This is a genomic window from Undibacterium sp. MH2W (assembly GCF_049340215.1).
Taxonomy (GTDB): domain Bacteria; phylum Pseudomonadota; class Gammaproteobacteria; order Burkholderiales; family Burkholderiaceae_D; genus Undibacterium.
Genome location: NZ_JBMPPA010000007.1, coordinates 23,592 through 45,433 on the forward strand (window position 1 = coordinate 23,592; position 21,842 = coordinate 45,433).

Consider the following 21,842-nt stretch of genomic DNA (forward strand, 5'->3'; position numbering starts at 1 on the left):
TTTTTGTGTCAGATTGTAACTGTCGCCACGTCAACGGTCGACTTTTCGGATTTTGTGAGGGGATGGAAAGTGTGATTTTGTTGCGACGCATCATTGCTGGTTCTTTCATCCTCATTTTCGGTAGGAATGCGTCAATCCAAGGTTGAAATGCTATTTTCTGCCGCTTTGGGGGCTTCTGCATGGTAGAATCAAGAGTTAAACGCTACATCAATTAATGACGCTGAGTTGCTCAAAAAGCCGCACGCTGGCTGTAATGGGCATCGCAAGGAATCGCATTAAATAAGATGGCGTCATCATTTAACCAAGCTCTAATTTGCCGGCCTGCCAATGGATCAATTCGCAAAAGAAACACTCCCGATTTCCCTTGAAGAAGAAATGCGCAAGAGCTACCTCGATTACGCGATGAGCGTGATCGTAGGTCGAGCCTTGCCGGACGTGCGTGATGGCTTAAAGCCTGTACACCGCCGCGTGTTGTTCGCGATGCATGAAATGAACAACGTCTACAACCGCCCTTTTGTGAAGTGCGCGCGTGTTGTCGGTGAAGTCATGGGTAAGTATCACCCGCATGGTGATGCATCGATTTATGACACACTAGTACGTATGGCGCAGGACTTTTCTCTGCGTTACACCCTAGTGGATGGTCAGGGTAACTTCGGTTCCGTTGACGGTGATAATGCGGCGGCGATGCGTTACACCGAGTGTCGTCTGGATAAAATTGCGAACGAAATTCTCGCAGACATCGAAAAAGAAACGGTTGATTTCGTTCCTAACTACGATGGCAAAGAAAAAGAACCATCGGTTCTGCCGACCCGTATTCCTAACTTGCTCATCAACGGTGCTTCTGGTATCGCGGTGGGTATGGCAACAAATATCCCTCCACATAACATTACGGAAGTCATCAACGGTGCATTGCACGTGCTGCGTAATGCCGACTGTACGATCGATGAACTGATCGAAATTATCCCAGCGCCGGATTTTCCGACTGCGGGCATTATTTATGGTGTGTCGGGTGTGCGTGATGGCTATCGTACTGGTCGTGGCCGTGTGGTCATGCGCGCGAAAACGCACTTCGAAGAATTTGGTAAAGATAACCGTACTGCGCTGATCGTTGATGAGCTGCCGTATCAAGTAAACAAGAAATCCTTGCTCGAACGGATCGCCGAACTGGTGCGCGACAAAAAGCTCGAAGGTATTTCCGATATTCGCGACGAATCGGATAAATCCGGTATGCGTGTTGTGATCGAGTTAAAACGCGGCGAAGTGCCTGACGTTGTTCTCAATAACTTGTACAAGCAAACACAGCTGCAAGATACATTTGGTATGAACATGGTGGCGCTCGTGAATGGTCAGCCGAAATTGCTGAACCTGAAGCAAATGCTGGAATGCTTCCTGTCGCACCGCCGTGAAGTCGTTACGCGCCGTACGGTATTTGAATTGCGTAAAGCACGCGAACGCGGTCATGTTCTGGAAGGTTTGGCCGTTGCTCTGGCTAACATTGATGATTTCATCGCGATTATCAAGGCAGCACCAACGCCACCGATTGCGAAACAAGAGTTGATGACACGTGCATGGGACAGCTCCATGGTGCGCGAAATGCTGACACGCACTGCGGCTGATAATCCAGGTGGTATTGCATCGTTCCGTCCAGAAAATTTACCTGCCCATTACGGTATTCAGAACGATGGCATGTACAAGCTCTCTGATGATCAAGCGCAAGAAATTCTGCAAATGCGTTTGCAACGTTTGACTGGTCTGGAGCAAGACAAGATCGTTAATGAGTACAAAGATGTTATGGCAGAAATCGCCGATTTACTCGATATTTTGTCTAAGCCTGAGCGTGTGACGTCCATCATTACCGACGAGTTGACCTTGGCGAAAAATGAATACGGCGAAGGCAACAAAGATGTTCGTCGCTCTGAAATCACGCATAACGCTACAGATCTTGAAACCGAAGATTTGATTACACCGCAAGATATGGTGGTGACCTTGTCTCATACGGGTTACATGAAGTCGCAGCCGTTGTCCGAATACCGTGCGCAAAAACGCGGTGGACGCGGCAAGCAGGCCACGGCAACGAAAGATGACGACTGGATCGAACAATTGTTCGTTGCGAATACGCATGATTACATCCTGTGCTTCAGCAATCGCGGTCGTCTGTACTGGTTAAAAGTATGGGAAGTGCCGCAAGGCTCACGTACTTCACGCGGCAAACCAATCGTCAACATGTTCCCGCTGCAGGATGGTGAAAAAATCACAGTGATTCTGCCGCTGTCCGGCGATAACCGCAGTTTCCCTGAAGACCATTACGTCTTCATGGCCACCAGCCTTGGTACTGTGAAGAAAACACCATTAACCGATTTCAGTAATCCACGTAAAGCCGGCATTATTGCTGTCGATCTGGATGAAGGTGACTTCTTGATCGGTGCTGCATTAACGGATGGTAAGCATGATGTGATGCTGTTCTCGGATTCTGGTAAAGCGGTTCGCTTCGATGAGAATGATGTTCGCCCAATGGGTCGTACAGCGCGTGGTGTTCGTGGTATGAACCTCGATGAATCGCAGCAAGTGATCGCGTTGTTGGTGGCCGAAAACGAACAGCAATCCGTCCTCACCGCGACAGAAAATGGTTTCGGAAAACGGACCCCGATTACTGAGTACACACGTCACGGTCGCGGTACGAAGGGCATGATTGCGATTCAGACCTCTGAGCGTAACGGTAAAGTCGTTGCCGCAACCTTGGTTGAGGCCAGTGATGAGATTATGCTGATCACAACAGGCGGCGTACTGATCCGTACTCGCGTGTCAGAAATTCGCGAAATGGGTCGTGCTACGCAGGGCGTTACGCTGATTGCTGTGGAAGATGGTACGAAATTATCTGGTCTGCAACGTATCGTTGAAACTGATGCTGATCCTGAAATGCCAGGCGCTTCTGATGGCGCTGATCATGATGGCGGCGCTGCGGAGACTGATCCAGGCGTAGCGGAGTAACGTATGACGGTCATCTACAATTTTTCAGCCGGTCCGGCGGTCTTGCCCCAAGAAGTATTGCAGCAAGCCGCTGCCGAGATGTTAGATTGGCATGGTAGCGGTATGTCTGTCATGGAGATGAGTCATCGCGGTGCGGAGTTCATGTCCATCATGGACGCCGCGCAGCAGGATTTGCGCGATTTAATGGCCGTCCCAGATAATTACAAAATCTTGTTTTTACAAGGGGGCGGTCTGGGTGAAAATGCCATCGTCCCGATGAATCTCATGGGTGCACGCCCTGATGCAACGATTGATTTTGTGCATACAGGGTCGTGGAGTGGTAAATCGATCAAAGAGGCACAGAAGTATGGCAAGGTGAATGTTGCTGCTTCTGCTGCAGATCTTGGATTCACTGCTGTTCCGCCGCGTGATACGTGGAAGTTGACACCAGATGCAGCATACGTTCATCTGTGCACCAATGAGACGATTGACGGTGTTGAATACCATTTTGTACCTGACGTAGCTGCTGATACTAATGGTGCACCGATTGTTGCTGATATGTCTTCGCACATCTTGTCGCGCCAAATCGATGTCAGCCGTTATGGCGTCATTTTTGGTGGCGCGCAAAAAAATATCGGCCCAGCCGGTTTGACCATTGCGATTGTCCGTGAAGACTTATTAGGGCACGCATTGCCTTGCTGTCCGTCTGCTTTCGATTGGAAAATCGTCGCCGATAACGGGTCGATGTACAACACACCACCGACCTACGCAATTTATATTGCTGGCCTGGTTTTCCAATGGCTCAAGCGCCAAGGCGGTGTCGCAGCGATGGAAGAGCGCAATATCGCCAAAGCCACATTGCTATACGACTATCTGGATTCGACGGATTTCTATGAAAACCGCGTGGCGAAAGAATACCGTTCTCGGATGAACGTTCCTTTTTACTTAAAAGACGAGTCCCTGAATGTCAGTTTCCTTGCGGCAGCCAAAGCGCGCGGTCTCTTGCAATTGAAGGGACACAAGTCTGTTGGTGGTATGCGGGCTTCTATTTACAACGCAATGCCGATCGAGGGTGTACAAGCTCTGGTTCAGTTTATGCGAGATTTTGAACGGGCATCCCGTCAATAAGTAACTTAATAATTACCAGCATCATTCAGTGATGTGGCAACGCGATCAGTGAAGATCGATATTCACTTTCTTGACTGAGATCGAATCGGTCCTGAATGATTGCTGGTTTCAGTTTTGCATCGTTAACGGCAGCCTTTTCTGCGCATGGCATCCCCCATCACCTGGAAACCGTAGTGCTGCCGATCCGGATCACAAGTCCGGCATCAATGCGCAACATATCACGCAGCTCTCCCTTGTGTGAGCTGTCAATACAATGATCAAACACGGTTTTTAGGTGCAGCATGAGCGATAATAAATTACTCCCTTTACGTCAAAAAATTGATGCGATCGATGCGCAGATTTTAGACCTCTTGAATCAACGTGCGCGTGTGGCGGAAGAAGTTGGTCACGTCAAAGCAGAAACGAATGCACCTGTCTTTCGTCCAGAGCGCGAAGCGCAGGTATTGCGTAGCGTTGCAGAGCGCAATCCGGGCCCACTCCTGAGTGACGACATTCAATTGATCTTCCGAGAAATTATGTCGGCCTGTCGTGCGCTAGAGCGTCGCGTTGTGGTCGCATTCCTGGGGCCGGTTGGTACCTTCAGTGAGCAGGCAGTGTACAAGCAATTTGGCCACGCGATTCAGGCCTTGCCATGCGTATCGATTGATGAGGTGTTCCGTGCAACAGAAGCAGGTACAGCGGATTTTGGCGTCGTACCGATTGAGAATTCTTCTGAAGGAGCGATTAACCGCACACTTGATCTGCTCTTGCAAACGAGCCTGTCTATTAGTGGCGAATTGGCGATCCCAGTGCAACATAGTCTGATGAGCAAATCCGGCAATATGGAAGGCATTAGCCGTATCTGTGCACATTCGCAGGCGTTGGCGCAATGTCAGGCGTGGCTCAATCAGCATTATCCGCATATTGAGCGCCATGCTGTCGCATCCAATGCGGAAGCCGCACGTATGGCGAGTGGTGATTTCACGGTGGCAGCCATCGCGAGTGAAATCGCTGGCCAACAATACAACTTGGGCGTGGTGAGTGCCCATATTCAGGATGATCCGCATAACCGCACGCGGTTTGCCGTAGTGGGCCGTTTAAATACAACGCCGAGCGGCAAAGATCAAACCTCGATCGTTCTCGCCACACCCAATAAGGCAGGGGCAGTCTATAACTTGCTGGCGCCGCTCTCTAAACACGGCGTGTCGATGACCCGCTTTGAATCTCGGCCAGCGCGTACCGGGAATTGGGAATATTATTTTTACGTCGACGTCGAAGGGCATGTGCAGGACGCGAAGGTGGCGGCCGCGATGGCAGACCTGAATGACAAGGCAGCCTTCTTCAAAATTCTTGGATCTTATCCTTGTACTTTGTGAGCGATCGATGCAAAAAAAATTTAATCGTATCGTTATTTTTGGTGTGGGTTTAATTGGCGGATCGTTCGCGCTAGCGTTAAAAAAATCGGCAGCAGTCAGACAAATAGTCGGCGTTGGTCGTAGCCATGCGTCATTAGAAACGGCAAAGCAGCTTGGCATCATCGATCATATTGCGACGTCAGTCGAAGAGGCCGTTCTTGGCGCAGATTTAATTATCATCGCCGCACCAGTGGCGCAAACGGAGTTGATTTTGCGCTCAATCGAACCGTTTCTGGCATCGTCCACCATTGTGACTGATGCTGGTAGTACCAAGACGGACGTGGTCGCGGCGGCACGACTGGCGCTGGGTGACAAGATTGGTCAATTTGTTCCAGCACATCCCATTGCCGGTCGTGAACTCAATGGACCTGAGGCTGCGCTTGTTGATTTGTATGTCGGAAAAAAAGCAGTCATTACGCGACTGCCAGAAAATACCGACGAGAGCGTTGCGCGTGTTGCGTGGGCTTGGCAGCAATGTGGTGCCATCATTCATCACTTGGAACCAGAGCAACATGATGCAGTATTTGCCGCGGTCAGTCATTTGCCCCATCTGCTGGCATATGCACTGGTCGATGATATTGCACGTAAGCCCCATGCCGATACCTTATTTCAGTATGCTGCGAGCGGCTTTCGAGACTTTACGCGTATTGCCGGTTCTTCACCCGAAATGTGGCGAGATATTACGTTGGCAAACCGCGTTGCCATGCTTGAAGAGCTTGACTCTTACACTGCGCGTTTGGCAGAACTGCGAACCTATTTGGTAAGCGCTGATAGTGATGCCATTGAGGGCGTGTATCGGCGCGCTCAACATGCACGACACAATTGGATCAGTGCGATTGAGGCTGCCGAAAAACAGCATCGCGAAGGTGGCGACTAATTGATAGCGCCAGTATGGCTGAGGTTTAACCTCTCACTGTAGATAAAAGTTAGAACGAGAATGACACAACACACTAAACACTATCCTCACTACGTCGATTTGCAGCCCGTCATGCAGGTGCAGGGAACTGTGCGTCTGCCGGGCTCAAAGAGTATTTCCAATCGCACACTACTGTTGGCGGCGTTGTCTGAAGGTGTCACCGAAATTAAGGAGTTGTTATCGTCTGATGACACGATGGTGATGCTGAATGCCTTGCAAAAACTTGGTGTTCGTTGGGAGCGCGAAGGCGAAACACAAAATTACATCGTCCATGGCGTGAACGGCAATTTTCCGCATCATCAAGCTGATTTGTTTATGGGTAATGCAGGCACGGCGATTCGTCCCTTGGTGGCGGCGCTTGCCGTGATTGGTGGCGATTACACCGTGCATGGTGTCGCTCGTATGCATGAACGTCCGATTGGCGATTTAGTCGATGCGCTTAACCATGCAGGCGCACAGATTGACTTCACAGGCAATCCTGGCTACCCACCGCTGCATATTCATCGTGGACATATTCACGCCCAGCGATTGCAAGTCAAGGGTAACGTATCGAGTCAATTTCTGACAGCGCTGTTGATGGCTGCGCCGCTGATGGCGAAGCTGCATGACGTCGTGATTGAGGTGGTCGGTGAACTGATCTCGAAACCGTACATCGAAATTACTTTAAACCTGATGCAGCGCTTTGGCGTTGAAGTTGAGCGCGACGGCTGGCAAGCGTTCACAATACGTCGCGGACAACATTACAAGGCACCCGGTGTTGTGCATGTAGAAGGAGATGCCTCTTCAGCGTCTTACTTCTTGGCCGCAGGAGCGATTGCTGGCGGACCAGTTCGTGTCGAAGGTGTGGGGCTTGATAGTATTCAAGGTGATGTCCGTTTTGCTGAAGCGTTAGAGCAAATGGGGGCGATTGTGACACGTGGCGATCATTGGATTGAAGTGAAGTCAAATGGCGTATTGCGTGCCATTGATATGGATTTCAACCATATTCCTGATGCCGCGATGACCATTGCAATTGCTGCTCTGTATGCGGAAGGTACTACCACTCTGCGTAATATTGCCAGCTGGCGTGTGAAGGAAACAGACCGTTTATCTGCGATGGCCACCGAGCTACGTAAACTCGGGGCGACAGTGGAGGAAGGCGCTGATTACATGACTGTAACGCCACCGAAAGAGATTCAGCCTGCAACGATTGACACGTATGACGATCATCGCATGGCAATGTGTTTCTCTTTGGCAAGCTTGGATGGGGCAGCACGTCGTGGCGCAGTGATCCGCATTAACGACCCACAGTGCGTGGCGAAAACTTTCCCTGATTATTTCGAGGTGTTTGCTAAAATCAATCATCGTGAGCTGTTTTAAGTTGTGGATATTTCCTCAACCTTGAGCGCAGCGTCTAATCCGTATCCATTCACTTTATTTAAAAAATAATCACCATGTCAGACCTGAGCCCTGTTATTACGATCGATGGACCAACCGCTTCCGGAAAGGGGACGGTTGCGCACCGTGTTGCCAAGCATTTGGGCTATCACTACCTCGATTCTGGGGCCTTGTATCGTCTTACAGCATTGATGGCGCAGCAAACCGGTGTTGCTCTGGATGATGAGCCTGCGATTGCGTCCTTTGCTCGGACGCTACCGTGTCGCTTTGAGCATGGTCACGTACTGCTCAATGATGTCGATGTCACGGAAGCGGTGCGAGCAGAAGCAATCGGCGTCGCGGCCTCTAAGATCGCGGTACTGCCCGAAGTGCGTAAAGCATTAGTCGATTTGCAAGTGTCGTTCAGAATTGCACCTGGCTTAGTGGCTGATGGACGCGATATGGGTACGGTGATTTTTCCGGATGCGCAGTTAAAAGTTTTCTTAACAGCAAGTGCTGAGGCGCGCGCAAGTCGTCGATATAAGCAATTGATTGAAAAGGGAATTTCTGCTAATATGGAAAACTTGGTAAAAGATTTGATAGAACGCGACGCAAGGGATAGTGCCCGAACCGCAGCGCCTCTCAAACCTTCCCCAGATGCAATTATTCTGGATACGTCAGAAATGACCGCTGAACAAGCGGTGCAAAATGTACTGGAATGGTTTGCAAAAACACAAGAATCTGCGTCACTTTAAAGATACTTGTGTTGTACGTCCCCTTTGATGAGGCAAGCTTGTTGAAGGGTTGTTTAACCTAACCCGGTAAATAGTGCCATTGTGCTATTCCGGCTAACTCGTAAATATTATGTCTACTGTATTCATGTCCCAAGATTTCGCAACCGGTGCAGACAGCTTCGCAGCTTTGTTCGAAGAGTCCCTGTCACGTCAGGATATGCGTTCCGGTGAAGTGATTTCTGCTGAAGTCGTTCGTATCGACCACAACTTCGTGATCGTGAACGCAGGCTTGAAGTCTGAAGCCTTCATCCCTGTTGAAGAATTCAAAAACGACCAGGGCGACCTGGAAGTGAACATCGGCGATTTCGTTTCCGTAGCGATTGACTCGCTGGAAAACGGTTTCGGCGACACAATTTTGTCCCGTGACAAAGCTAAACGTCTGGCTTCCTGGCTCGCGCTGGAAAAAGCGCTGGAGTCTGGCGAGATCGTTACTGGTACAGTTAATGGTAAAGTTAAAGGTGGTTTGACTGTTCTGACGAACGGTATCCGCGCTTTCTTGCCAGGTTCTTTGGTTGATACACGCCCAGTAAAGGATACAACTCCTTACGAAGGCAAAACCATGGAATTCAAAGTGATCAAGCTTGATCGCAAACGTAACAACGTTGTTCTGTCCCGCCGCGCAGTTGTTGAAGCGTCTATGGGCGAAGAGCGTCAAAAACTGATGGAAACCCTGAAAGAAGGTACAGTGGTTACTGGTGTTGTTAAAAACATCACTGACTACGGCGCGTTCGTTGATCTGGGCGGCATCGATGGCTTGTTGCACATCACTGACTTGGCATGGCGTCGTGTACGTCACCCTTCCGAGGTGTTGACAGTTGGTCAAGAAATCACTGCAAAAGTATTGAAATTCGACCAAGAGAAAAACCGTGTTTCTCTGGGCGTAAAACAATTGGGCGACGATCCATGGACAGGCTTGTCCCGTCGTTACCCAGCGAACACACGTCTGTTCGGTAAAGTAACTAACTTGACCGACTACGGCGCGTTCGTTGAAGTAGAACAAGGTATCGAAGGTCTGGTACACGTTTCCGAAATGGACTGGACAAACAAAAACGTTGCACCAAACAAAGTAGTTCAATTGGGCGACGAAGTTGAAGTGATGGTTCTGGAAATCGACGAAGAACGTCGTCGTATCAGCCTCGGCATGAAACAATGTAAAGCTAATCCTTGGGATGATTTCGCGATCAACCACAAGAAAGGCGACAAAGTTCGTGGCGCGATCAAATCGATCACTGACTTCGGCGTGTTCATCGGCTTGTCCGGTAACATCGACGGTCTGGTTCATTTGTCTGACTTGTCCTGGAACGAAGCTGGCGAAGAAGCAGTTCGCAAGTTCAAGAAAGGTGACGAGCTGGAAGCCATCGTTCTGGCAATCGACGTTGAGCGTGAGCGCGTTTCCCTGGGCGTTAAGCAATTGGAAGGTGACCCATTCAACAACTACTGCGCAATGAACGACAAAGGTGCGATCGTTGTTGGTACAGTGAAATCTGTTGAAGCTAAAGGCGCAGTGATCCAATTGGCAGACGACGTTGAAGGCTACCTGCGTGCATCCGAAATCTCCCGCGATCGCGTGGAAGATGCTGGTACACACTTGAAAGTTGGCGACAGCGTTGAAGCATTGGTTCTGAACATTGACCGCAAAGCACGTGGTATCCAGTTGTCTATCAAAGCAAAAGATAGCGCTGAAACACAAGAAGCAATGCAAAAAATGTCTACAGCAGTTGATGCAAACGCAGCTTCCGGCACAACAAGCCTGGGCGCGTTGTTGAAAGCTAAGCTCGACAACAAAAACTAAGCTCAATCTAGTCATTAGGTCTCATACATATGACGAAGTCGGAGCTGATAGCTCGTCTGGCAGAGCGATATCCACAACTGGTTGCTAAAGATGTGGATGTCGCTGTCAAAACTATTCTTGATGCGATGTCTGATGCCTTGGCAACAGGACAACGTATTGAGATCCGTGGTTTTGGTAGCTTTGCTCTGAACAGCCGTCCACCAAGGATAGGTCGTAATCCTAAGTCAGGTGATAAAGTGATGGTGCCAGAAAAACGGGTGCCACATTTCAAGCCAGGCAAAGAATTGCGCGAACGTGTCGATGCCATGGTTGGGCAGCCGATACGTGATGATTAGACGGGTCGTCGGACTTTGCGATTGACGCAAGATAAAGAACGGTATACCGGTTTTTCCGGTATGCCGTTTTTTTTTAGTACAATGCCTACTTTGATATTAAATTAACTTAGGTCACAATAAAGACATGCGCCACGATAGGGCCGACGTTGTCGTTGACGGTGGAGCTTCTGCCTTGCGAGGTGGTTTTTCACAATGGCTACTGCCTTGTTCTGTCTTCTCTGTCTACTCTTTTAGGATGCGTCCATGAAATATGTTTCCCGACTGCTTACTTTTGTCATTTTTGTGATGTTTTTTGGATTCGCATTAAAAAATGACAGCGAAGTCACTTTGCATTATTTTTTTGGATATGAGCAGAAAGCACCCTTAGTCATCATGCTGCTGGTGTTTTTTGTTTGCGGAGCAGTGCTTGGTATTCTGGCAATGGTGCCGATGATTTATCGTCATCGTCGTGATTTGCATCGACATAAAAAAACATTGGCTGAGATTGAAAAAGAACGCGAAGAGGCTGAGCGTGCTAGCACACAGGCACCACAACCTGATAGCATTCGTAACACCTAACATTAGCGACAAGCGTGTGATGCGGGCAGGGCGCGAACCAGAATGTCTGTGCGGTCACTCCTTCCTCGCTTTACTTTGGTGAGCGTGTGCCTCTTCGGCTTTGTCTCGGTTATTTGAAAGAACATCATAAAAAATGGAATTTGAAATCTGGTGGTTGCTCGGCGTCCCCTTATTTTTTACTTTAGGTTGGATGGCTGCGCGGGTCGATATTCGACAACTGTTGTCGGAATCGCGCAGCTTACCAAACGGGTACTTTAAGGGGCTCAATTTTTTGCTCAACGAGCAACCTGATAAAGCGATTGATGCGTTTATCGAAATCGTTCGATTGGATCCTGAATCTGTTGAGCTGCACTTTGCGCTGGGTAATCTGTTTCGCCGCCGTGGCGAGACGGAGCGTGCTATTCGTGTGCACCAAAATTTGTTGGCACGTCCAGATCTCCCGTTGGAACAAAAAACCAAGGCGCGTTTTGAGCTGGGTCAGGATTATCTGAAAGCAGGCTTGTTAGACCGGGCTGAAGAGACCTTTACGGTATTGCTTTCTGGTCCCTATGAGGCGCAGGCGCGACGTGCTTTACTCGAAATTTATCAGCGTGAAAAAGAGTGGGCGCGTGCAATCGATGCGGCGCATGCACTGCAAGAGGCTGGTGCTGGTGGCCGTCAAAAAGAGATCGCTCAGTTTTACTGTGAAATCGCGCAGGATGAGTTAGTCCACACCAACGCAGAGGCAGCGTTAGCGATGCTCGATAAAGCCTTGGCGACGGACAGACATAATGTACGGGCGACTATCTTGTCTGGTGATGTGCATCAGGCAAACGGCGATACAGAAAAAGCAGTACTGACTTGGCGTCGCGTTGAACAGCAGAGCGTTCCACACGTCGCTTTGGTGGCGCAACGTTTGATGGATGGATATCGGAAATTAGAACGACCGCAAGAAGGGTTGAACCTTTTAAAGAATTATCTCGCCGAGGCACCTTCCATCGATTTATTGGAAGTGGTCTTTAAGGCGACGCTGGAGCTGGACTCGGTCGCAGCGGCCAATCAATTAGTGCGAGATGAACTGCGTCGGACACCTACATTGCTTGGCCTTGATAAGTTGCTCGATGCACGGATGATCGATGCACCGCCTGAAGTGCGGCCTGAGTTGGCGATTGTAAAAAATCTGGTGCACGGCTATGCACAAAAACTCGCGCGTTATCAATGCTCGCATTGCGGATTTAAAGCACGACAGTTTTATTGGCACTGTCCAGGCTGCAGTCGTTGGGAGACCTATCCACCTCGGCGCACGGAAGAATTAAACGTCATGAATTAAGCTTCAATGAGGCGATGAGCTCAGGAGTACGTTGTTGTTTGCTCTTGGGTATAGCTCTTGCTTCGTTGAAGATGGTTGTGTGGCGTGATCAATCATGAGACGCAACACAAAGTAAATTCATACACATCGAAACGCCTATCTACATTTTATAGATTGTGATTACAAAATGAAAATTACTATTATCGGTACTGGCTATGTTGGTTTGGTGACAGGGGCATGTCTCGCGGAATTGGGAAACGACGTGTTTTGCCTTGACGTCGATGCTAGAAAAATCGAGATTTTGAATAATGGCGGTATTCCTATTCACGAGCCGGGTTTGGAAGAAGTCGTTGCGCGTAACCGCGCTGCAGGTCGTATCCGCTTCTCAACAGATGTCGAAGCCAGCGTTGAGCACGGTGATGTGCAATTCATTGCGGTTGGTACACCGCCAGATGAAGACGGCTCTGCAGATCTGCAATACGTACTCGCTGCTGCCCGTAATATCGGTAAATACATGAAGGGCTTCAAAGTCATCGTCGATAAGTCCACTGTGCCCGTTGGTACCGCCGACCGTGTTGCTGCAGCATTGCAAGCCGAGATCACGGCACGTAACGCAAGCGCAAAGTTTTCTGTTGTTTCCAATCCAGAGTTCCTCAAGGAAGGGGCTGCCGTCGAAGATTTCATGCGCCCTGATCGTATCGTGATTGGCTGCGACAGCACGCCAGAAGGTGATCAGGCGCGTGCGATGATGAAAAAACTCTACGCGCCGTTTAATCGTAACCATGAGCGTACATATTGGATGGATGTTCGCTCTGCTGAGTTCACGAAATATGCTGCCAACGCGATGTTAGCAACCCGTATTTCGTTCATGAATGAATTAGCTAACTTGGCCGATCACGTTGGCGCCGATATCGAAGCGGTTCGCCATGGTATTGGTTCCGATCCACGTATCGGTCACAGCTTTTTGTATGCCGGTTGTGGTTATGGTGGATCGTGTTTCCCGAAAGACGTGCAAGCTTTAGAGCGTACAGCACAAGATTACGGGTTGAACTTGCTTATTCTCCAAGCCGTTGAAGCGGTCAATGCACGTCAAAAGCAAGTGCTCGGTAATAAAATTCTGAAGCGTTTTGAGCAGAACCTGAAGGGGCGTCATTTTGCTATTTGGGGATTGGCGTTTAAACCGAATACCGACGATATGCGTGCGGCCTCTTCGCGCGTTTTGTTGGAAGAGTTACTACGCAACGGCGCCACAGTCGCGGTCTATGATCCAGTGTCGATGGAAGAGGCGAAGCGCGTATTTGCGTTAGATTTTGCGGATGCTCCTGAATTATTGTCCTCGATTCGTTTTGCTGAAAATCCAATGGATGCGCTCAATGGTGCAGACGCTTTAGCAATTGTGACCGAGTGGAAGGCCTTCCGTAGCCCTGATTTTGATCAAGTCAAAGCGCGCTTAAAACAACCAGTGATTTTTGATGGTCGAAATTTGTTTGAGCCAGGTGTGATGACAGAGATCGGTATTGAATACCACGGTATCGGCCGCTCTGTTCTTACACGTAAATAAAAAGGATAACGAGCGCCATATGTGGCGCTCGTTCTTTGCCAACTCGTTCCATCGCTACAAGTCGAATAATCAACACACATCATGTCTTCAGAACATATCAAAAAGCGCATTTTAATCGCAGGTGACGTCATGCTGGACCGCTATTGGTTTGGTGAGGTCAATCGTATTTCTCCCGAAGCACCAGTGCCCGTGGTACGTGTCGAGCGGCGCGAAGAGCGGCTCGGCGGAGCAGCAAACGTCGCGCTTAACGCAGTTGCATTGGACGTCGATGTCGGTTTGATGGGCGTTGTTGGGGATGATGAGCCTGCGCATTCCATTAAGCGCCTCTTAGAGAACGCTGGGATTACCAGCTATCTGAGCTGTGATACACAAATTTCGACGATCATTAAGTTGCGTGTGATTGGACGGCAACAGCAACTCGTCCGTATCGACTTTGAAGAGCGTCCAACGGAGCTCGTCCTCAAAGACAAGCTCAACCGATTTAATACCTTATTGTCGACGTGCGACGTTGTCATTTTTTCTGATTACGCGAAAGGTAGCTTAGTCAACGTCACCACCATGATTGAAGCCGCAAGAAATGCGGGTAAGTTGGTGTTGGTCGATCCAAAGGGTAGTGATTTCACTCGCTACGCCGGTGCGACCCTGCTGACCCCAAATAAATCCGAACTCAAGCAAGTGATTGGCGAGTGGTACAGTGAAGAAGAATTGACTGCAAAAGCCCAAAAATTACGGCAAGAATTACGTCTGGAAGCGTTGCTGCTCACTCGTTCTGAAGAGGGCATGACGCTTTACACGGAAAACGATATTGTCAACGTGCCTGCTATGGCGCGTGAGGTGTTTGATGTCTCGGGTGCCGGTGATACGGTGATCGCGACGTTGGCGGTTATGATGGCGAATGGCATGCCAATGAAAGATGCCGTTGTGATCGCAAACCGTGCAGGTGGTATTGTGGTTGGAAAATTAGGCACGGCAACGGTGTCTCGTGAGGAGTTATTTCCGGGGGAAGCAGTATCCAATTAAATACGCCGACTGGCGGTCAACCTTAACTGTCGCATAACGTTAATTGATTCAAAACGACGATCCATTGTTGTGATCGTTTTCTGACCAGTGAATCGATGTTGACGTAATGTTGATACGATGTTGACCAATAGGGGGTATTAATGTTGAAGAAATTAGGACTAGCGCTGATTGCCATGATCGTGACCATGGGCGCTGCTTTTGCTGATGTGGATGTCAATCAAGCAGACCAAGCGGCACTCGATGGTATCAAAGGTCTTGGGCCAGCTAAATCAAAATTAATTCTGGCAGAGCGCACGAAGAATGGTCGCTTTAAGGACTGGGCCGATTTTCAAAGCCGCGTCAAAGGGATTGGTGACAAGAGTTCTACAGCACTCTCTCAGGCGGGTTTGACCATTAATGGACAAGCAAAGCCAGTGCTGGCGGACAAAGCGGCGACGTCCGTAACATCATCTTCTAAAGCGGTGAAGGCTGTGAAAGCGGACGCAACATTAACGCCAGCAAGCTCAGTGACTTCAGTAAGCAAAAGCCACTAAACGTACGAAGACAACGCTGTCATCGTTGCTGCTTCTCAAAAAACCTCTGATTTTCCATCAGAGGTTTTTTTTATTTACTTATTTGTAGAATGTATAAAGTACGTTGATCCCTGGAATTGCGCAGTAAGTGGTTGATTGCCTCGGTTTTTGCAGAAAATAAGCGACGATGACACGATTTCGTAAAATTTTCTTGGTTAAAGAAAAATAAAGAGCAATACGCGTATGCGCCGCTCCGTTTAGAATAGACGTTTGACCATTGAGAGATAATGAAATGGCTTATCTGACGATAGAAGACACCATTGGCAATACCCCGCTGGTGCAATTAAAAAGAATTCCCGGCGATGAGAATGCTCGCCGTAATAATATTATTCTTGGAAAGCTTGAAGGCAACAATCCCGCAGGTTCAGTCAAAGATCGTCCCGCGCTGTCGATGATTTTGCGTGCCGAAGAACGTGGCCAGATCAAGCCAGGTGATACCTTAATTGAGGCAACGAGTGGCAACACGGGCATTGCGTTGGCGATGGCGGCAGCCATGCGTGGCTATAAAATGATTCTGTTGATGCCTGAAAATCTGAGTATCGAGCGGCGTCAAAGTATGGCGGCGTATGGCGCGCAGATTTTGCTGACGCCAAAGACCGGCGGCATGGAGTATGCACGAGATCTTGCTGAGCAAATGCAGTCTGAAGGTAAGGGCGTGATCCTAGATCAGTTTGCTAATCCGGATAACCCTTTGGCGCATTTCGAGGGTACCGGCCCTGAGATCTGGCGCGATACCGAAGGTCGTGTGACCCATTTTGTGAGTGCAATGGGAACGACTGGTACGATCATGGGTGTCTCCGCCTATTTAAAGCAGCAGAATCCCGATGTCCGGATCATTGGCGCACAACCAGAAGAGGGGTCACAGATTCCAGGCATTCGTAAATGGCCGGAAGCATATTTGCCGAAGATTTACGATAAAGCGCGCGTTGATCAGGTTGAGTCCGTTACGCAATCCGAGGCAGAACATATGGCGCGTCGGTTGGCGGTGGAAGAGGGTATTTTCTGTGGTATTTCCGCAGCGGGCGCATGTCAGATTGCTTTGCGCATTGCCCAAACAGTAGAAAATGCCACGATTGTGTTCATCGTGTGTGACCGCGGTGATCGTTACTTGTCGACGGGGGTATTTCCCGCGTGATGGAGTCATGCCGCTGGTCGAGTGTGTATCAGCGGCTGCTGCTATGAAGCATGCGAGGGCTCATGCTTGCCCCATCGGTGAGTTGAGACGGGGTAGTAAAAAATCATCAACAAGCAATAAGCAATAAACAATAAGCAATAAACAATAAGCAAAAAAAATACCGAAATTACTTATCAGTAACTTCGGTATTTTGCCTTTTAGACACGGATAGTATCCAAGGTAATATGTTCAGCGAAAATTAAGCAGCGTCTTTTGGTTTGAATTGCTTATCACTGATACGGAACTTCGCACGGCGATCACCCATGAGTTCACGTAATTCTTTGATGCTGACATCACTGATTTCGTGCATACGGATCAACAAAGACGCGCCAACTGGCAGACGACGATGTCTAATTTTACTAATTACTGGTGGAGCAACTTCCAGAGCCCGTGAGAGCGCTGCGTCATTCTTTAAATGCAATTGCTTGATCAGAGTGTCCAAAAGATTATTTGGATCGTAGTCGATTTCATCTGATTCAAGCTGGGTCAGATTTGCCATAATTACCTCGCTGTCTAGTCTATTGATGCTGGATTTAATTGCTTCAATGAGAATTAATCATACGGTAATATTGTATCTTTAAAATAGTAAAACCTTATCATAAAAATAGCAAAAAATTGTTAAATCTATTGACACATTGTATCTAGTTCATGCCATTGTGTTAATGCGATTTAACCACTGTAGTTTAATTCATAATGAAAAACAAGCAATGTTTTTTAAAACGGTGGAATGAATCATCATCTTCTTGTTGCAGGGAGAAAAGTACCTTGCAAGTGAAGTATTGGGCAAAATGTTCTTTAGATCAATTGGTATAACTGAAATATATTGTTAAAAATTGTTTGTAAGTCGATAAGTATGCTCAATTTAATCTGGCGGCTTTGATCACCTGTCCGAGGTCGATGACTGACATCGCATAGAAGTAACTACGGTTGTATTGCGTAATAGCGTAGAAGTTATCCGTACCCAACCAGTACTCAGTAGCGTCATCTCCATTTTGTAAATTGATCAGCCCGTACTGGATGCCAGTCGGTGCATCGCTGCTGGATGTTGTCACGAATTGTTTCAATTCACCCAGTGAGTATGTGGCTTGTAAGCCGCGGGAAAGTGCGGTTTTTACACTTTCTTGGGTGTCATCTGCCGACAACGTGGCTGGAAATACCGTCGGTAAATGTCGTTTCCATCCATGTGCCGCGAGGTAATGGGCAACACTGCCAATGGCATCTGCCGCCGAATGGCTCAGATCGATCTGACCATCTCCATCAAAATCGACGGCGTATTGCCTGATGCTACTTGGCATGAATTGCGATAGTCCAATTGCACCCGCATAAGAGCCTTTGAATGCAAACGGATCAGCACCAGCGTCTTTGACGATCAGCAAGAAATTTTCAAGTTCTGATTTGAAAAACTGCATCCGTGCTTCGCGAGTTGGTGTATCTGGATAATCGAAAGCAAGGGTCGTGAGTGTATCCATGACTCGGAAATTACCGGTGTTTTTTCCGTAAATGGTTTCCACCCCGATCAGCCCAACAATAATTTCCGCGGGAACACCATATTGCTTTTCGGCGCGATCGAGCACGTCAGCGTATTGGTTCCAAAATGCAACACCGGCATCGATACGGTGTGGCTCAACAAAGCGAGATCGATAGGCTTTCCAGTTTTTGGGCTTACTCGGAGGCGCTGGCCGCATTAACTGTCTTGCCGTTTCTATATAGCGAGCCTGATCAAACCATGTCGTCAAGGTCGATTCAGGGATGCCGTGTTTACTGGCCATGTCTTGGATAAAACTATTGACATCTTTCCATTGGGAAAAATGTACATACTCTGCTTGATCATCCACCGCCGCTGCTTTTTTCGCTTTCGCTTTTGATGTGTTTTTGACCGTACTCGCACATGCAGGGTTGGTAGCGACTAGCGCACCCAACAGGGCGACGCAAACAGTGGAGAGAAGTAGTGACCGAGGGGGGGTAGGGAAAAATTTCAAAATACGCTTCTGCAAGTTAGTGACAGGCAGCCAGTAAAGCTTTGAGCCTCTGCGCAGCGCTGTGGTCGGAAAGCACGTGCTTACCGTACTTCGCTGCAATATAAAAATGTAAAAAACGTTCGACGGGTGGCAATTGTTCAGCCGGCAATGCCAGTCTGAGACGTTGCAGATAGGCCTGCGGTCCCTCGTGGAGTGTGCGTGGTGCTGCGTATTTTGCCATTTTGATACAGAACGAAAAGTATACTCTATCCAATGGCGCGACAGTGGTTTTGTTGCGTGTGAGAGGGAGCGCAACAACGGCAATGAATAGGGTCCCGGTCACAAAAAAGAGTAAGCTGAGTTGCGCCCAGTCGATATTTTTGAATCCCAAACGATCAAGGAGGTTACGTTGCGTGTTTTGGTTGTAATTTAACACCCACTGGTTCCAAGAATTGTTCATCGCATTCCACCGCATCTGGACGCCTTTTACCCAAGAAAATCCTGAAAATGCTTTTCCAACCAGCCCAGCAAGTCCCCGCTGAGGTAGTGCCCCAGCGAGATTCTGCATCACACGTTCGGGTGCAACAGCGGCAGTCGGATCGACCCTCACCCACCCTTGATTAGGTAACCAGACCTCTGCCCAGGCATGCGCGTCGGATTGGCGGATTTCAAAATAACCATCGACGTCATTTCTAAAGCCACCTTGATAGCCGGTCACAATGCGAGCAGGAATGTCTGCGGCGCGCATGATGTTCACGAAAGCGCTGGCGTAATGTTCACAAAATCCGGCTTTGCTTTTGAATAAAAAGTCATCAACGCTATTCACCCCGAGCAAAGGAGGTTCGAGGGTGTAGCTGAATTCTTGGGTTGTGAAAAAATGGAGTACTGCATTGATCAGGTCCGTGTCGCTTTGATAGCGTTGGCGCAAATCCGTCGCCAATTGGAGCATGCGTGGATTGTATCCACTCGGGAGTTCCAATGACTGCTCTCGCTCGAGCGGCAATAGCTGATCGGGCGAACGAAAGTCAGGGGCAGAGGTGATCTCGTAACGTAACCGCTGAACGATAGGCTCATTGCTGCGTAGCTCGAGGTAAGACGTTAATTCGCCGATATTTCGCTCGTTATTTGTTGGGGCTATTGTCGGTGTCTCCAACCCGAACAACCAACGCTGCCCTTGTGGTTCGAGGATAATTTCTTGCTTTATCTGCTTACCTGTCGATGCCATGTCACTGAAGCGTTTTTGATTGATTGCTGGAGCAGCGCGCCAAGTCTTACCGTCAAAATCGTTCATCACCACGCCGCGCCAGTACAGCACAGATTTGTTTGTAATCGGCTGATCAAATTTCGCTCTAAAAACGATGTCCTCAGACAGAACGAGATCGCTGATACCGCCTGGTGCCATCGATTCAGATAATCCGGAGCGACCTTGATGCGCATCGCCGGGCAATCCCCAGAGGGGACCTTGAATGCGAGGAAATAGCAGAAAGGCACATAAGGTGAGCGGGATTGCACAGCCAAGTAGCGTCGCAATGAGTCGGCCTTTTTGTTTGAGTGATGGTACCAGTCCTGTATATTGAAACGAGACTTGTGCAGTGAGAAGGAGGGATGTCGCTAAGAGCGCCACCAAAGCGGAAATGATCGTTTGTTGGTAAAAGAAACTCGTAAGTAATAAAAAGAAGCTCAGAAACAGCACCACAAATAAGTCGCGTTTAGCGTGCATCTCCAGCAATTTACAAGTTAGCAGCAATACCAACATGGTGACACCGGCTTCTCTTCCCAAAAAGGTATGAAAGCTCGCATAGACCCCCACCATTAACAAGGCTGCAATGGGAAGTAGTATCCAGGATTTTGGTAAGCGTCTGCCAGTGAGTGTCAGCCATGCGCGCCACGCAAGCATCGCGCCACAGGCGGGGCTGACCCACCAAGCGACATGCGTTGAATGGGGTAGGAGAACAGCAAGGCATGCCGTCAACAGTAATAAAGTATCAGCCTTGTCGCGGCTGATGATGGTGGAGGATAGGCCGAGTCGCATCGCGTTACATTTCAAAAAGGGCCAAAGCGCGAAGGCAGGCATCGCGGTGGGCGGGACCTTGCGCTGGGGCGAAATCACTGCTGCCAATACGGAACCCGTAGGGCAGACCAGTGCGATCTGCTTCAAGTACCCAACTGGTTAAGCGCGCGAGTTTGAGTTCGGTATCCATGACCCTCGGCAGGCTGGCATAGTCAATCATGACATTGCTTCCCGTGCCCCCGGAAAATTGTTTTGTCACCAACTGTCCACCTAAGGCTGTATCAACCCGTGCAATCTGTTTCCAGGCGAGATGTTTCATCGCATCGCCGGCTTGATAGGCGCGCACTCCTGCAAAATCCTCGTGGCCTGATTGTCCATCAAGCGCTGTCACGTTATTTTGTCCAGCGGTTGGCAACGGTGGTGGATTTTGCTCCGGTCTGGGATACACCAAGGCCTGTGTATCCGGCAGCCATGTACTCCACACTCTTAACAATCCCAGTGGGAACCATGTTTGTAATCGTATCCTCGGAATGGGTTGCCAGCCCCGTTGTTGGGTTGGGTAGCTCAGTTGCAGTGTGGTCTGACTGTGAGGCGCAATGTCGACGGCGGTGTCGGGATGCCCTTTTTCTGCAAAACCCACCCAGATCGCAAAGCGTTGGTGGTTCCGACGATTTATGAGATGCACCGTATATTGCGTCTCTTCGCCCGCAAAGACAGCCCGCGCAGGTCCAGCAAGTAAATGGAGATAAGCCATGTTTCTGAACCCCCAAAAGGCGTTGACCATGGCAACACTTGCCAACACAAACGTGAGCGCAAAGCCTAAGCTCAGGTTGTAATTGGTGGACGTGATGAACATCAAGAGCAGCACTAGTATAAACATCCAGCCCGGCTTACTTGGGAGGGTAAAGACCCGGCGTTGCCCAAGTAAGACTTCGCCGCGTTCTGGTTGTCGTTCGAGAAACAGGGTCTGACGCAGGCGTTGCCGCAAGGATTTCAACATGGTCAATGTCGTCCGAGT

Annotated in this window: 18 protein-coding genes; 14 read left to right on the forward strand and 4 right to left on the reverse strand. The window is 49.1% G+C overall.

Going from position 1 to position 21,842, the window contains the following annotated elements; translation table 11 throughout:
• Nucleotides 1-327 precede the first annotated feature (327 nt).
• The 14 genes from gyrA to cysM all read left to right on the forward strand — a co-directional run bounded on the left by gyrA (nucleotide 328) and on the right by cysM (nucleotide 16,816).
• Entirely contained in the window at nucleotides 328-2,988 is a 2,661-nt protein-coding gene (gene gyrA, locus ACO0K2_RS15805; RefSeq protein ID WP_423020552.1) for a DNA gyrase subunit A, read from the forward strand.
• A gap of 3 nt (nucleotides 2,989-2,991) precedes the next feature.
• Entirely contained in the window at nucleotides 2,992-4,095 is a 1,104-nt protein-coding gene (gene serC, locus ACO0K2_RS15810) for a 3-phosphoserine/phosphohydroxythreonine transaminase (protein ID WP_423020554.1), read from the forward strand.
• 281 nt (nucleotides 4,096-4,376) lie between these two features.
• Nucleotides 4,377-5,450: a prephenate dehydratase gene (gene pheA, locus ACO0K2_RS15815; RefSeq protein WP_423020556.1), complete on the forward strand. Its 1,074-nt coding sequence runs from the start codon at nucleotides 4,377-4,379 to the stop codon at nucleotides 5,448-5,450.
• A gap of 7 nt (nucleotides 5,451-5,457) precedes the next feature.
• Nucleotides 5,458-6,366, forward strand: coding sequence for a prephenate dehydrogenase (locus ACO0K2_RS15820; RefSeq protein WP_423020558.1), 909 nt, complete (start codon nucleotides 5,458-5,460; stop codon nucleotides 6,364-6,366).
• A 60-nt stretch (nucleotides 6,367-6,426) separates the two neighbouring features.
• A complete protein-coding gene (gene aroA / locus ACO0K2_RS15825; protein ID WP_423020560.1) occupies nucleotides 6,427-7,764 on the forward strand; it encodes a 3-phosphoshikimate 1-carboxyvinyltransferase in 1,338 nt (445 codons plus the stop codon).
• Nucleotides 7,765-7,838: 74 nt separating this feature from the next.
• The gene (gene cmk / locus ACO0K2_RS15830; protein ID WP_423020562.1) at nucleotides 7,839-8,516 is read left to right on the forward strand and encodes a (d)CMP kinase; all 678 of its coding nucleotides are present in this window, start codon (nucleotides 7,839-7,841) and stop codon (nucleotides 8,514-8,516) included.
• A 109-nt stretch (nucleotides 8,517-8,625) separates the two neighbouring features.
• On the forward strand, nucleotides 8,626-10,347 hold the full coding sequence (gene rpsA / locus ACO0K2_RS15835) for a 30S ribosomal protein S1 (protein WP_423020564.1): 1,722 nt from the start codon (nucleotides 8,626-8,628) through the stop codon (nucleotides 10,345-10,347).
• Nucleotides 10,348-10,376: 29 nt separating this feature from the next.
• Nucleotides 10,377-10,682: an integration host factor subunit beta gene (locus ACO0K2_RS15840; RefSeq protein WP_186912852.1), complete on the forward strand. Its 306-nt coding sequence runs from the start codon at nucleotides 10,377-10,379 to the stop codon at nucleotides 10,680-10,682.
• Nucleotides 10,683-10,925: 243 nt separating this feature from the next.
• The gene (locus ACO0K2_RS15845; RefSeq protein WP_423020566.1) at nucleotides 10,926-11,240 is read left to right on the forward strand and encodes a LapA family protein; all 315 of its coding nucleotides are present in this window, start codon (nucleotides 10,926-10,928) and stop codon (nucleotides 11,238-11,240) included.
• Nucleotides 11,241-11,373: 133 nt separating this feature from the next.
• Nucleotides 11,374-12,549 (forward strand): lipopolysaccharide assembly protein LapB, encoded by a 1,176-nt coding sequence (gene lapB, locus ACO0K2_RS15850; RefSeq protein ID WP_423020568.1) that lies wholly within the window; start codon nucleotides 11,374-11,376, stop codon nucleotides 12,547-12,549.
• A 166-nt stretch (nucleotides 12,550-12,715) separates the two neighbouring features.
• Nucleotides 12,716-14,089, forward strand: a complete 1,374-nt coding sequence (locus ACO0K2_RS15855; protein WP_423020570.1) for a UDP-glucose dehydrogenase family protein — start codon at nucleotides 12,716-12,718, stop codon at nucleotides 14,087-14,089.
• Nucleotides 14,090-14,170: 81 nt separating this feature from the next.
• The gene (gene rfaE1, locus ACO0K2_RS15860) at nucleotides 14,171-15,109 is read left to right on the forward strand and encodes a D-glycero-beta-D-manno-heptose-7-phosphate kinase (protein WP_423020572.1); all 939 of its coding nucleotides are present in this window, start codon (nucleotides 14,171-14,173) and stop codon (nucleotides 15,107-15,109) included.
• A 140-nt stretch (nucleotides 15,110-15,249) separates the two neighbouring features.
• The gene (locus ACO0K2_RS15865; RefSeq protein ID WP_423020574.1) at nucleotides 15,250-15,642 is read left to right on the forward strand and encodes a ComEA family DNA-binding protein; all 393 of its coding nucleotides are present in this window, start codon (nucleotides 15,250-15,252) and stop codon (nucleotides 15,640-15,642) included.
• 271 nt (nucleotides 15,643-15,913) lie between these two features.
• The gene (gene cysM / locus ACO0K2_RS15870; RefSeq protein WP_423020576.1) at nucleotides 15,914-16,816 is read left to right on the forward strand and encodes a cysteine synthase CysM; all 903 of its coding nucleotides are present in this window, start codon (nucleotides 15,914-15,916) and stop codon (nucleotides 16,814-16,816) included.
• 238 nt (nucleotides 16,817-17,054) lie between these two features.
• Here the strand turns inward: cysM and ACO0K2_RS15875 are convergent, their stop codons facing one another.
• The 4 genes from ACO0K2_RS15875 to ACO0K2_RS15890 all read right to left on the reverse strand — a co-directional run bounded on the left by ACO0K2_RS15875 (nucleotide 17,055) and on the right by ACO0K2_RS15890 (nucleotide 21,824).
• A complete protein-coding gene (locus ACO0K2_RS15875; protein ID WP_110257001.1) occupies nucleotides 17,055-17,354 on the reverse strand; it encodes a hypothetical protein in 300 nt (99 codons plus the stop codon).
• Between the two features lie 358 nt (nucleotides 17,355-17,712).
• Nucleotides 17,713-18,834, reverse strand: coding sequence for a lytic murein transglycosylase B (mltB, locus tag ACO0K2_RS15880; RefSeq protein WP_423020578.1), 1,122 nt, complete (start codon nucleotides 18,832-18,834; stop codon nucleotides 17,713-17,715).
• Nucleotides 18,835-18,850: 16 nt separating this feature from the next.
• Complete coding sequence (locus ACO0K2_RS15885) at nucleotides 18,851-20,845, reverse strand: transglutaminase TgpA family protein (RefSeq protein WP_423020580.1); 1,995 nt, start codon at nucleotides 20,843-20,845, stop codon at nucleotides 18,851-18,853.
• Nucleotides 20,846-20,849: 4 nt separating this feature from the next.
• On the reverse strand, nucleotides 20,850-21,824 hold the full coding sequence (locus ACO0K2_RS15890) for a DUF58 domain-containing protein (protein ID WP_423020582.1): 975 nt from the start codon (nucleotides 21,822-21,824) through the stop codon (nucleotides 20,850-20,852).
• Between the last annotated feature and the right edge of the window lie 18 nt (nucleotides 21,825-21,842).